The 11,906-nt window shown below is 65.9% G+C and carries 11 protein-coding genes; 7 read left to right on the top strand and 4 right to left on the bottom strand.

Going from position 1 to position 11,906, the window contains the following annotated elements:
* Positions 1 to 52: 52 nt before the first annotated feature.
* Together QCE62_RS05405 and QCE62_RS05410 are read right to left on the bottom strand one after the other, a co-directional pair.
* Entirely contained in the window at positions 53 to 895 is an 843-nt protein-coding gene (locus tag QCE62_RS05405; protein WP_309915206.1) for an alpha/beta hydrolase, read from the bottom strand.
* Complete coding sequence (locus QCE62_RS05410; RefSeq protein WP_309915209.1) at positions 892 to 2,223, bottom strand: O-acetylhomoserine aminocarboxypropyltransferase; 1,332 nt, start codon at positions 2,221 to 2,223, stop codon at positions 892 to 894. The genes QCE62_RS05405 and QCE62_RS05410 overlap by 4 nt, the downstream gene beginning before the upstream one ends.
* A gap of 359 nt (positions 2,224 to 2,582) precedes the next feature.
* Here QCE62_RS05410 and QCE62_RS05415 point away from each other — a divergent pair, with 359 nt between their 5' ends.
* The 3 genes from QCE62_RS05415 (at position 2,583) to aroC (ending at position 6,346) form a co-directional block, all read left to right on the top strand.
* Positions 2,583 to 3,035: a CBS domain-containing protein gene (locus tag QCE62_RS05415; RefSeq protein WP_309808003.1), complete on the top strand. Its 453-nt coding sequence runs from the start codon at positions 2,583 to 2,585 to the stop codon at positions 3,033 to 3,035.
* Positions 3,036 to 3,231: 196 nt separating this feature from the next.
* A complete protein-coding gene (locus QCE62_RS05420; RefSeq protein ID WP_309915212.1) occupies positions 3,232 to 5,172 on the top strand; it encodes an MFS transporter in 1,941 nt (646 codons plus the stop codon).
* A 67-nt stretch (positions 5,173 to 5,239) separates the two neighbouring features.
* The gene (gene aroC, locus QCE62_RS05425; RefSeq protein WP_309915215.1) at positions 5,240 to 6,346 is read left to right on the top strand and encodes a chorismate synthase; all 1,107 of its coding nucleotides are present in this window, start codon (positions 5,240 to 5,242) and stop codon (positions 6,344 to 6,346) included.
* Positions 6,347 to 6,437: 91 nt separating this feature from the next.
* Here aroC and QCE62_RS05430 read toward each other — a convergent pair whose 3' ends face one another.
* Positions 6,438 to 8,111 carry an electron transfer flavoprotein-ubiquinone oxidoreductase gene (locus QCE62_RS05430; RefSeq protein ID WP_309915218.1) on the bottom strand — a complete coding sequence of 558 codons (1,674 nt, stop codon included), beginning with the start codon at positions 8,109 to 8,111 and terminating at the stop codon, positions 6,438 to 6,440.
* 208 nt (positions 8,112 to 8,319) lie between these two features.
* Between QCE62_RS05430 and QCE62_RS05435 the strand changes: the two genes are divergently transcribed.
* A complete protein-coding gene (locus QCE62_RS05435) occupies positions 8,320 to 9,093 on the top strand; it encodes an SDR family oxidoreductase (RefSeq protein ID WP_309808008.1) in 774 nt (257 codons plus the stop codon).
* 59 nt (positions 9,094 to 9,152) lie between these two features.
* Positions 9,153 to 9,590, top strand: coding sequence for a thioesterase family protein (locus QCE62_RS05440; protein ID WP_309915221.1), 438 nt, complete (start codon positions 9,153 to 9,155; stop codon positions 9,588 to 9,590).
* Between the two features lie 9 nt (positions 9,591 to 9,599).
* Here the strand turns inward: QCE62_RS05440 and QCE62_RS05445 are convergent, their stop codons facing one another.
* Complete coding sequence (locus tag QCE62_RS05445) at positions 9,600 to 10,145, bottom strand: LuxR C-terminal-related transcriptional regulator (RefSeq protein ID WP_309915224.1); 546 nt, start codon at positions 10,143 to 10,145, stop codon at positions 9,600 to 9,602.
* Between the two features lie 265 nt (positions 10,146 to 10,410).
* Here QCE62_RS05445 and QCE62_RS05450 point away from each other — a divergent pair, with 265 nt between their 5' ends.
* Together QCE62_RS05450 and QCE62_RS05455 are read left to right on the top strand one after the other, a co-directional pair.
* Positions 10,411 to 11,115 carry a CoA transferase subunit A gene (locus tag QCE62_RS05450; protein ID WP_309915227.1) on the top strand — a complete coding sequence of 235 codons (705 nt, stop codon included), beginning with the start codon at positions 10,411 to 10,413 and terminating at the stop codon, positions 11,113 to 11,115.
* 2 nt (positions 11,116 to 11,117) lie between these two features.
* Positions 11,118 to 11,759 (top strand): CoA transferase subunit B, encoded by a 642-nt coding sequence (locus QCE62_RS05455; protein ID WP_309915231.1) that lies wholly within the window; start codon positions 11,118 to 11,120, stop codon positions 11,757 to 11,759.
* Positions 11,760 to 11,906 lie beyond the last annotated feature (147 nt).

The raw sequence follows: 11,906 nt of genomic DNA on the forward strand, positions 1-11,906 counted from the left end.
TCATTCTGCGGCGGCGGCAGGCGCGGCGCAAGCGGGGGTTCCGGGGGGCGTTTCAAGCGGGCGGGCGAGTGCCGCGTGCGCAATCGAGCGCGAATGCAAACAGGGTATCGAGCGTCGCGTCCGGCTGTTCGGTCATCATGGCGTGACCCGCGTCCAGTTCCACTGTCTGCACCGTCGCGCCGGCCTTTCTCAAGGCCTCGACGACCGGACGCGACGCACGCGGCGGCGTCATGATGTCGCGGCGGCCGCTCAGCACGCACACCGGACAGCGCGCCGCGCCGGCGCGTTCGAGCGCCTCCGCGTAGGCATTGCAGGCGCTGAAGTCGGTATGGAAGAGCAGGGCCTCGCCCAGCAGGCTCACGCGCTCCATCAGCCGCCGGTTCGCGCCTTGCAGCCAGAAGCCGGGCGCGGGGCTCGAAGGTTTTGCGGCGAGCGTCGAATGCGACCACTGATTGACCATTTCGATGGCCTCCGGCTCGTGCTCGCGGGCCGCGTCGAGCAGGGTCGCGGAGACGGTCATCGGCGCGGCGGTCGCGAGCAGCGCGAGACCCAGCGCACGCTCCGGATGGCGCGCGGCGGCGTCGAGCGCGATCAGCGAGCCCATGCTGTGGCCGACGAAGATCGCCTGTCGCACGCCGGCCGCGTCGAGCACGCCGATCACCCAGTCGGCCAGCGCGCCGATGGTCGACAACGGCGCGCCGGCGCTGCGTCCATGTCCCGGAAGATCGAGCGCGAGCACCCCGAAGCCGTGATGCGCGAAATAGCGCGTCTGCAACGCCCACACGCTGTGATCGTGCTCCGCGCCGTGAATGAACACGACGGCAGGCCGCGCGGCGTCGAACGGTTTGCCGCCGGTATAGGCGTAGGCAGCGCGGCCGTGATGATCGAGCATCATGCGCGGCTCCCGAGCGGTGCGGCGGCGCCTGCGCCTGCGTTCTCGGCGGCCTTTTGCGCCGCCTTGAGCCCGCGCTTCAGGTCGTCGATCAGGTCGTCCGGATCCTCCAGACCGATCGACAGACGGATGCGCCCCGGCCCGATGCCCGCCGCGGCGAGCGCGGCGGCGTCCATGCGGAAATGGGTCGTGGAAGCCGGATGGATGACGAGCGAGCGTGCATCGCCGACATTCGCGAGATGCGAGAACAGCGTGAGCGTCTCGATGAAGCTGCGCGCCGCCGGCACGCCGCCCTTGATGTCGAAGCTGAACACCGCGCCCGCGCCGCGCGGCAGCAGGCGCTGGGCGAGCGCGTGGTCGCGGTGGGTCGGCAGTTCGGGATAGGCCACGCCCTCGACCGCCGCGGAGCCGAGCAGGAATTCGATCACCTTGCGCGTGTTCGCGACATGCCGGTCCATGCGCAACGGCAAGGTTTCGATGCCTTGCAGCAGTTGCCACGCGGCTTGCGGATGCAGACAGGCGCCAAAGTCGCGCAGGCCTTCGCGGCGGGCGCGCAGCAGGAAGGGCGCGACGGTGCTTTCCTCGGCGAACACCATGCCGTGAAAGCCGTCGTAAGGCTCGGTGAATTCGGGGAAGCGGCCGTTGGCGAAGTCGAAGGTGCCCCCGTCGACGAGCACGCCGCCGACGGTCGTCCCGTGGCCGCCGAGGAACTTGGTCGCCGAGTGGTAGACGAGGTCCGCGCCGTGTTCGAAAGGGCGCAGCAGATACGGCGTCGTGAAGGTGGAATCGACCAGCAGCGGCGCGCCGTGCGCATGCGCGATTTCCGCGACGCCCGCGATATCGAGCACGTCGAGGCCCGGATTGCCGAGCGTCTCGCCGAAGAACAGGCGTGTTTCGGGCCGCGCGGCCGCGCGCCAGGCGTCGAGATCGTGCGGCGCGACGAAGGTGGTGTCGATGCCGAAGCGCCGCAAGGTGTAATGCAGCAGATTGTGCGAGCCGCCGTAGAGCGCACTGGACGCGACCACATGCGAGCCCGCGCCCATCAGCGTGGCGATCGCGAGATGCAGCGCGGCCTGGCCGCTCGCGGTGCCGATCGCGCCGACGCCGCCTTCGAGCGCCGCGACCCGTTCCTCGAACACCGCGACGGTCGGGTTCGAGATGCGCGAATAGACGTGCCCGGAGCGCTCCATGTTGAAGAGCGCGGCGGCGTGATCGGTGTCGCGGAAGGTGAAGGAGGTGGTCTGATAAATGGGCGTCGCGCGGGCGCCGGTGGCGGGGTCGGGCGCGGCGCCCGCGTGCAGCGCGAGCGTGTCGAAGCGGTTGGCTGGCATCGTGGACGGCCGGCGCGCAGGGTGCCGGCGGGCGGCGAACAAGGGCCGATCATCGTAACATCGGGGATCGGCGTTCAAACTTAGGGCGAACATCAGGGCTGCGTCAGGGCTGCGTCAGGAACAAGCCACGCCGGATGCATGCTCCAAAGCAGGCACTCGAAACCGCGCAAAGCCTTGTCCATCCGGCCAGTGCGGGCGTTTCCCGGGCCGTTCGCCTTTTCTTTTGCGAGTCTTTCCGATAGCATCGATCCATCTTTGCCACCCCGTTCGCACCGCGGCTGCACGCCGTGCGCAACGCCGGCGGCGTCAACGTTTCAGGCTGCAACAGGCATCGTGCGGCCATTCGCGAGGAGACAACCATGCGAGTCAGCGACATTCTCAAGGTGAAGGGCAACACCCTTTTCACCGTCACACCGGACACCCCGCTCGGCGAGGCCGTCGACACCATGGCGGCGCATGACATCGGCTCGCTGGTCGTCATGGAGTACGGCGACCTGGTCGGCATGCTGACCTTCCGCGAAATCATCGTGACCTTGCGCGACAACGGCGGTTCGGTGGGCACGTCCACCATCCGCAAGATCATGGACGACCATCCGCTCACCTGCACGCCGGAAACCGACGTGAACGAAGTCCGCCGCATGATGCTCGAGCATCATGTGCGCTATCTGCCGGTCATGGAGAAGCGTCAGCTGATGGGCGTGATCTCGTTCTATGACGTCGCAAAGGCGGTGGTGGAGGAGCAGGGTTTCGAGAACCGCATGCTGAAGGCCTATATCCGCGACTGGCCCGAGCAGCAGGAAGAAGCGCGCTGAGCGCGTCATCTTTTGCGGCGGAACTTCGCAATCAGACATGATCTGGCTCGGGCGGTTTGAGCAGCTTGCTTGAACCCCGCGCCCCGCAAAGCGCGCCCGACCGGCGCGCTTTTTTTCGCCCCGCCCGGCAACCCGTCTCGCTCCAACGACTTCCATTCGGGCGCGCCCGACACCCAATCTCACCCTCCCGCAACACATGAGCGACCATCCGCCGCGCGCCCGAGAGCGCGACTCCCGACGTGCGCATGCAGCCGGCGAAAGCCAGTTCCGCCTGCTGCGCGAGCGCCGTTTCGCACCGTTTTTCTGGACGCAGTTCCTGGGTGCGATGAACGACAACGTCTTCAAGGTCGGCTTCACGTCGCTCGTGACGTTCCAGGCGGCGCGCTTTTCCGGCGTCGATCCGAAGACGGCCGCGTTCCTGATTTCCGCCATCTTCATCGTGCCGTTCGTGCTGTTCTCGGCGACCTCCGGCCAGATTGCCGACAAATACGACAAGGCCGTCCTCGCGCGCCTCGTGAAGAGCTTCGAGATCGTCGTGATGCTGATCGGCGGCGCGGGCTTCCTGTGGCACAGCGCGCCGCTGCTGTACGCCTGCACTTTCCTGATGGGCGTGCATTCCACCGTGTTCGGCCCGGTGAAATATGCCTATCTGCCGCAGCATCTCGACGCGCATGAACTGGTCGGCGGCAACGGGCTGGTCGAGATGGGCACCTTCGTCGCCATCCTGTTCGGCACGATCATCGGCGGCGCGGCAGCGGGCGCGTCCGAACACGGCGCGCTGCTGCTCGCCTGCGCCTGCTTTGCGTTCGCGCTGATCGGACGGGTGGCGGCCGCGTTCGTGCCGGCGTCGGCGCCGTCGCAATCCGGGCTGCGCATCAACTGGAATCCGTTCTCGGAAACCTGGCGCAACCTGCGGCTCGCGAAATCCGACCGCACCGTGTTCCTGAGCCTGCTCGGCATCTCCTGGCTATGGTTCGTCGGCGCGACCTTCCTGACCTCGTTCTTCAACTTCGCCAAGGACGTGCTGTCCGCCGATCCTGACGTCGTGACCGTCCTGCTCGCGACGTTTTCCCTGGGCATCGGCACGGGTTCGCTGCTGTGCGAGCGCCTGTCGAAGCGGCGCGTGGAGATCGGGCTCGTGCCGCTCGGGTCCATCGGCATCAGCGTGTTCGCGGTCGACTTGTTCTTCGCCAGCCACCGGATGATGCCGGCGGAACATCTGCTGGGCGTCGGCGAGTTTCTGCTTGCGCTGCCGCACTGGCGCATTCTCGCGGACCTGTTTCTGCTGGCGATGTTCGGCGGCTTCTACAGCGTGCCGCTCTACGCGCTGATCCAGGCGCGCAGCCAGCCCACGCATCGTGCGCGCATCATCGCGGCCAATAACATCCTCAATTCGTTCTTCATGATCGTGTCGGCGCTGATGGCGCTCGCGCTCACGTCCTTCGGCGTCGGCATTCCGGGACTCTTCCTCACTACCGCGCTGCTGAATGTGGTGGTCGCCTTGTACATCTATTCGCTCGTGCCGGAGTTCCTGCTGCGCTTCATCGCGTGGCTGCTGGTGCATACGTTCTATCGCATCCGGCTGGTCGATGCAGCGCGCATTCCCGCGCATGGCGCGGCCGTGCTGGTGTGCAACCACGTGAGTTTCGTGGACGCCGTGGTGATCATGGCCGAAAGTCCGCGGCCGATCCGCTTTGTGATGGACCACCGCATCTTCCGCACGCCGCTGTTCGGCTGGATGTTCCGCCACGTGAAGGCCATTCCGATCGCGCCCGCGCACGAGGACGCCGCCATGCTCGCACGCGCCTACGACGCGTGCGCCCAGGCGCTGGAAGAGGGCGATCTGGTCTGCATCTTCCCGGAAGGCAGGCTCACGCGCACCGGCGAGCTGAATCCGTTCCGGCATGGCATCGCCGAGATTCTGCGGCGCCATCCGGCGCCCGTCGTGCCGATGGCGCTGCGCGGCCTGTGGGGCAGCGTGTTCTCGCGTCACGAAGACGCGCAATGGCCGCGGCCGATCCGGCGCGGCGCGATGACGCGGCTGACGCTCGCGGTGGGCGAGCCGATCGCGCCGGAGGATGCGACGCCGCAGCATCTGCAGGAGGTGGTGTCGGCCTTGCGCGGGGCGCGCCGCTAGGGCGCGTCGGCGGGCGGCGCTGGCATAATGGCGGTTTCCCCCGACACTTTTTATCAGGTCGATGCTCATGTCCGGCAATACCCTTGGCACGCTCTTTACCGTCACGAACTTCGGCGAATCGCATGGTCCGGCGATCGGCTGCGTGATCGACGGCTGCCCGCCCGGCATGGCGCTCACCGAAGCCGACATCCAGATCGAGCTGGATCGCCGCCGCCCCGGCACGTCGCGGTACGTGACGCAGCGTCAGGAACCCGACCAGGTCGAGATTCTTTCCGGCGTGTTCGAAGGCGTGACCACGGGCACGCCCATCGCGCTCCTGATCCGCAATACCGACCAGCGCAGCAAGGACTACGGCAACATCGCGCAGAGCTTCCGTCCCGGTCATGCGGACTACACGTACCTGCAGAAATACGGCGTGCGCGACTATCGGGGCGGCGGCCGTTCGTCGGCGCGTCTCACTGCGCCGACCGTGGCCGCGGGCGCCGTCGCGAAGAAATGGTTGCGCGAGAAGTTCGGCCTCGAGACGCGCGGCTGCATGAGCGCGCTGGGCGAAGTGGCGATTCCGTTCGAAAGCTGGGAGCACGTGCGGGAGAACCCGTTCTTCTCGCCGAACGCGCAGATCGTGCCGCAGCTCGAGGAATACATGGACAACCTGCGCCGCGACGGCGATTCGGTTGGCGCGCGCATCGAGGTGGTGGCGAGCGGCGTGCCGGTGGGTCTCGGCGAGCCGCTGTACGACCGGCTCGACGCGGACATCGCCCACGCGATGATGGGCCTCAATGCCGTAAAGGCCGTGGAGATCGGCGCGGGCTTCGCGAGCGTCGCGCAACGCGGTTCGCAGCACGGCGACGAGATGTCGCCCGAAGGCTTCGCCACCAACAACGCCGGCGGCATTCTCGGCGGCATTTCAAGTGGGCAGGACATCACGGTGTCCATCGCGATCAAGCCGACGTCGAGCATCCGTACGCCGCGCCAGTCCATCGACAAGGACGGCGCGCCCGCCACCGTCGAAACCTTTGGCCGTCACGATCCGTGCGTCGGCATCCGCGCCACGCCGATTGCCGAAGCGCTGCTCGCGCTGGTGCTGATGGACCACGCGCTGCGGCATCGCGCGCAATGCGGCGACGTCGTGGTGGGCACGCCGAAGATCGCGGCTCAGGCGCCGTCGAAGTAGGCGGCAGGAGCGAACCTGAAATGAGAAACGGGCGCCATGGCGCCCGTTTTCTTTCGCTCGAACGATGCAGCCGGAACCCGGCCGCACGCCATCACATGTTCGGATAGTTCGGGCCGCCGCCGCCTTCCGGCGTGACCCACACGATGTTCTGCGTCGGATCCTTGATGTCGCACGTCTTGCAGTGCACGCAGTTCTGCGCGTTGATCTGCAGGCGCTCGTTGCCGTCGTCGCCCTTCACGAATTCATACACGGCCGCCGGACAGTAGCGGCTTTCCGGGCCCGCATAGGTGCGCAGGTTGACATCGACCGGCACCTTCGGGTCCTTGAGCGTCAGGTGCGCCGGCTGATTCTCCTCGTGGTTCGTGTTCGAGATGAACACGGACGAGAGCCGGTCGAAGGTGAGCTTGCCGTCGGGCTTCGGATAGACGATTGGCTTGCACTGCGAAGCCGGCTTCAGCATCTCGTGATCCCAGTGCTGATGGTGCAGCGTCCAGGGCACGTTGCCGCCCATCACCTTCTGCTCCAGGCCCACCATGAAGGTGCCGAGGTACAGGCCCTTGCTCATCCACTGCTTGAAATTGCGCGCCCGATACAGCTCCGTCTTGAGCCACGAGCTCTCGAACGCTTCCGGATAGGCCGTGAGTTCGTCGTTCTGGCGGCCGGCCTGCACAGCGTCGAACGCGGCTTCGGCGGCCATCTTGCCGGACTTGATCGCCGCGTGGCTGCCCTTGATGCGCGAGGCGTTCAGGAAGCCGGCGTCATCGCCCGCCAGCGCGCCGCCCGGGAAGCTCAGCTTCGGCAGCGACATCAGCCCGCCCGCGGTGATCGCGCGCGCGCCGTAGGAAATGCGCTTGCCGCCTTCGAGGAACGCGCGGATCGACGGATGGGTCTTGTAGCGCTGGAATTCCTCGAACGGCGACAGATACGGATTCGAATACCCCAGCCCGACGACGAAGCCCACCACCACCTGGTTGTTGTCCATGTGATAGAGGAACGAGCCGCCGTAGGTGTCCGGTTCGAGCGGCCAGCCGGCCGTGTGGATCACGAGGCCGGGCTTGTGCTTGACCGGATCGATTTCCCACAACTCCTTGATGCCGATGCCGTACACCTGCGGATCGGCATTGCGGTTCAGCTTGTACTTGTCGATCAGCTGGCGGCCGAGATGCCCGCGCGCGCCTTCGCAGAACAGCGTGTACTTCGCGTGCAGTTCCATGCCGAGCTGGAAGTTCTCGGTCGGCTGGCCGTCCTTGCCGACGCCCATGTTGCCCGTGACCACGCCGCGCACCGAACCGTCGTCCGCATACAGCACTTCGGCTGCCGGAAAGCCCGGAAAGATCTCGACGCCCAGCGCCTCGGCCTGCTGGCCCAGCCAGCGCGTGACGTTGGCGAGCGAAATCACGTAGTTGCCATGATTCTTGAAGTTGTCGGGAAGCAGCCAGTTCGGCACCTGCTTCGCGTCGTTCTGGGAGAGGAACAGGAAGCGGTCCTCGGTCACCTCGACGTCGAGCGGCGCGCCTTTTTCCTTCCAGTCGGGAATCAGTTCTGCAAGCCCGCGCGGGTCCATCACCGCCCCGGACAGGATGTGCGCACCGACCTCCGAGCCTTTCTCCAGCACGCACACGCCGATCTCGACGCCTTTTTCTTCCGCCAGTTGCTTTAACCGGATGGCCGCCGACAAACCGGCTGGCCCACCGCCGACGATCACGACGTCGTATTCCATCGATTCGCGGGGACCGTACTGCTCGATGAGGCTCGCCGGGGTCATCAATGCTCCTCTGTACTTTAGAATGCCCTTTCGGGTTCGGGGATCGCGTATTGTCGGGGAAGCTCAGGCAGCCCGCAACCGATGCTCGTTATATTCGCACGAACGTACTATTATGGCGGCGCCTGTGCCATCGGTGCCGACGCTGATGGCTTGCGGCGCGCGCCCGGTGCGCCGTCGAGGCTGAATCCACCCTGGAAAAGGAAGCACAATGGGCCGTTCGATCAACCTGGAAGGCAAGGTCGCGCTGATTACCGGCGCGTCCAGTGGTTTGGGCAAACGTTTCGCGCAGGTGCTGTCGCAGGCGGGGGCCAAGGTGGTGCTCGCGAGCCGGCGCACGGAGCGGCTGAAGGAATTGCGCGCGGAGATCGAGGCGTCGGGCGGCGCGGCGCACGTGGTCTCGCTCGACGTGACGGATTACCAGAGCGTCAAGTCCGCCGTGGCGCATGCCGAGACGGAAGCCGGCACCATCGACATCCTGGTGAACAACTCGGGCGTCTCCACCACGCAGAAACTCACCGACGTCACGCCCGCCGACTTCGAATTCGTTTTCGGCACGAATGTGCGCGGAGCGTTCTTCGTCGCGCAGGAAGTGGCCAAGCGCATGATCATGCGCGGCAACGGCGCCGCGAAACCGGCGTACCGGATCATCAACATCGCCTCGGTGGCGGGGCTGCGGGTGTTTCCGCAGATCGGCGTCTATTCGATGAGCAAGGCCGCCGTCGTGCAGATGACGAAGTCCATGGCGCTCGAATGGGGCCGCCACGGCATCAATGTCAACGCCATCTGCCCGGGTTATATCGACACCGAGATCAATCACCACCACTGGAAGACCGAGCAGGGGCAGAAGCTCATGTCGATGCTGCCGCGCCGGCGCGTCGGCACGCCGAACGATCTCGACGGCCTGCTGCTCCTGCTGGCCGCCGACGAATCGCAGTTCATGAACGGCGCCGTGATTTCCGCGGACGACGGTTTCTCGGTCTGAGCGCGGCCCTTCCACTTTCAGTCAACCAGGCCGTCATACGGCAACAGGTAACGCAGTCAATGAGCAGCGAGCAGAGCTTCCGCACCGTCATCGAATTACCCATGCCGATCCGCTGGGGCGACATGGACGCCTTCGGGCACGTCAACAACACCGTCTATTTCCGCTACATGGAGCAGGTGCGGATTTCCTGGTTCGAGCAACTGGGCATCGTGGGCGGCCACGGCGCGGGGCAGGGGCCGGTGATCGTGAACGCGTCGATGGAATTTCTCCGGCAACTGCACTATCCCGGCGACGTGATCGGCCGGATGTCGGTCGGCCAGCCGGGACGCAGCAGCTTCGACACGCATTTCGAGCTGGTGCGCGCCGATGCGCCCGACACGCTGGTCGCGCGCGGTGCGGCGAAGATCGTGTGGATCGAGTACGCGGCGGGCAAGTCGGCGCCGCTGCCGGAGGCGCTGCGCCGCGTGATCGAGACGGGTGTGTCCGTCGCGCTGTGAGTCCGTGGGTCAGGTGCCGAGCAGCCGTTGGAGCAATTCGGTGGCGTTGCCGGTGTCGTACTTGCGCATGAGTCGCGCGCGATAGATGTCGACGGTGCGCGGGCTGATGTCGAGCACGCGGCCGATCTGCTTGCTGGTCTTGCCGGTCACGAGCTGCGCGGCGATCTCCCGTTCGCGCGGCGTCAGTTCGATGGCGACCCGCCGCGTCGCGCTCAGGTCCTCGAAGGTCCAGACGCCGGCTGCGTGCGGCGTGGCGCGGTCGAGCGCGCGGCCGGTCACGTGGCACCAGAAGAGCTCGCCATTGTTGCGCTTCATGATGCGGTCGTCGCTGTAGGTGCCTTCCTTGCTGATGTGCGCGGCGATCCGCTCGCCGATCCGCGCGAATTCGTCCGGCGACGGATACAGCACCTCGAACGACTGGCCGATGAGCGCCTCGCGCGCAAAGCCGAAGATCGCGCAGAGCTGCGCGTTGCAGTCCTCGATCGCGCGCTCGCGCGAGAGCACGAGCCCGACGGGCGCGAGATGAAACGCGGTTTGATAGTCCAGTGCAGGCATGTGATCCGGGCGCCCGGGCGCTTGGCGCGGCGCGGCTGACGGGGCCGGGAACCAAACGCGCGCGGGCAATGACTTATGTATTTTTGCGTATTGTGCCGGATCAGCCGGGCAGCGTACTCTTTCGCCACGCTTCTGCCTCGCCAGCAGGCCGTCCGCGCGTCGGGTGACAGCGTCGTGACGGTTCACAAGCCGACGGATCAAGGCCGGTGCAAAACCGCTCAACAGCCGTTTCCCAGTTGGTTTCACACATGGAAGGGACACACAGATGAACAAGGTCTATCCCAGCGCGAAAGCCGCGCTCGAGGACATCGTCAAGGACGGGCAGACATTCGCCGTCGGCGGTTTCGGGCTGTGCGGCATTCCCGAGGCGCTGATCGCCGCATTGCGCGACACCGGCGTGAAGGGCATCACCTGCATCAGCAATAACGCGGGCGTCGACGGCTTCGGTCTTGGGCAACTGCTCGAAACTCGCCAGGTCAAGAAGATGATTTCTTCCTACGTCGGCGAGAACAAGGAGTTCGAACGGCAATACCTGGCCGGCGAACTCGAACTCGAATTCACGCCGCAGGGCACGCTGGCCGAAAAGCTGCGCGCGGGCGGCGCAGGTATCCCGGCCTTCTTCACCAACACCGGCTTCGGCACCGTGATCGCGGAAGGCAAGGAAACGCGCCAGTTCGGCGAGAACCACTACGTGCTCGAACATTCGCTGACGGCGGATGTCGCGCTCGTGAAGGCGTGGAAGGCCGACAAGTCCGGCAACCTGATCTACCGCCGCACGGCGCGCAACTTCAACCCGATGTGCGCGATGGCCGGCAAGATCACGGTGGTGGAAGTGGAAGAGATCGTCGAGGTGGGCGAGCTCGATCCGGACGCCATTCATACGCCCGGCATCTTCGTGCAGCGCCTCGTGCTGAACGCACAGCCCGAGAAGCGCATCGAACAACGCATCGTCCGCGCGAAAGGAGAGTAATCATGGCTTGGACTCGTGACCAGATGGCCGCGCGCGCGGCGCAGGAACTGCAGGACGGCTTCTACGTGAACCTGGGCATCGGCCTGCCGACGCTCGTCGCCAATCACGTGCCGGACGGCATGGAAGTGTGGCTGCAATCGGAGAACGGCTTGCTGGGCATCGGCCCGTCGCCGTATGAAGACGAAGTGGACGCCGACCTCATCAACGCCGGCAAGCAGACCGTGACCACCTTGCCGGGCTCGTCGATTTTTTCGTCGGCGGATTCGTTCGCGATGATTCGCGGCGGCCACATCAACCTGGCGATCCTGGGCGCCATGCAGATCAGCAAGAAGGGCGACCTGGCCAACTGGATGATCCCCGGCAAGATGATCAAGGGCATGGGCGGCGCGATGGACCTGGTCGCCGGTGTCAAGAAGGTGGTCGTGCTGATGGAGCACGTCGCCAAGGGCGACCAGCACAAGATCCTCGAAGAATGCTCGTTGCCGCTGACGGGCGTGGGCGTCGTGGACCGCATCATCACGGATCTCGGCGTGATCGACGTCACGGAGAAAGGACTGCGGCTGGTCGAGCTTGCGGACGGCGTGTCGGTTGAGGAAATCCAGCAGAAGACGGGTGCGCCGCTGGATGTCTCGGGCGTGAAGTGACGCGCGGGCAAGCGGTTTAAGCGCCGGATCTCGAACGGGCGCGGCTTTCGGGCTGCGCCCGTTTTGCTTTTCGCGCCGATGGTTCGTTCAGGGTCGTCCGTTCGGCCAGCGGGATTCCGGAGGACGCCACGCGCCGTACAATCGTTG

The sequence above is a fragment of the Caballeronia sp. LZ033 genome (genome assembly GCF_031451265.1).
Lineage (GTDB): Bacteria > Pseudomonadota > Gammaproteobacteria > Burkholderiales > Burkholderiaceae > Caballeronia.

Coding starts and splice junctions, on each gene's coding strand:
- QCE62_RS05435 (WP_309808008.1), top strand. CDS start 8,320: ATGGGCCGTTCGATCAACCTGGAAGGCAAGGTCGCGCTGATTACCGGC.
- QCE62_RS05415 (WP_309808003.1), top strand. CDS start 2,583: ATGCGAGTCAGCGACATTCTCAAGGTGAAGGGCAACACCCTTTTCACC.
- QCE62_RS05455 (WP_309915231.1), top strand. CDS start 11,118: ATGGCTTGGACTCGTGACCAGATGGCCGCGCGCGCGGCGCAGGAACTG.
- QCE62_RS05410 (WP_309915209.1), bottom strand. CDS start 2,223: ATGCCAGCCAACCGCTTCGACACGCTCGCGCTGCACGCGGGCGCCGCG.
- QCE62_RS05430 (WP_309915218.1), bottom strand. CDS start 8,111: ATGACCCCGGCGAGCCTCATCGAGCAGTACGGTCCCCGCGAATCGATG.
- aroC (WP_309915215.1), top strand. CDS start 5,240: ATGTCCGGCAATACCCTTGGCACGCTCTTTACCGTCACGAACTTCGGC.
- QCE62_RS05450 (WP_309915227.1), top strand. CDS start 10,411: ATGAACAAGGTCTATCCCAGCGCGAAAGCCGCGCTCGAGGACATCGTC.
- QCE62_RS05445 (WP_309915224.1), bottom strand. CDS start 10,145: ATGCCTGCACTGGACTATCAAACCGCGTTTCATCTCGCGCCCGTCGGG.
- QCE62_RS05405 (WP_309915206.1), bottom strand. CDS start 895: ATGATGCTCGATCATCACGGCCGCGCTGCCTACGCCTATACCGGCGGC.
- QCE62_RS05440 (WP_309915221.1), top strand. CDS start 9,153: ATGAGCAGCGAGCAGAGCTTCCGCACCGTCATCGAATTACCCATGCCG.
- QCE62_RS05420 (WP_309915212.1), top strand. CDS start 3,232: ATGAGCGACCATCCGCCGCGCGCCCGAGAGCGCGACTCCCGACGTGCG.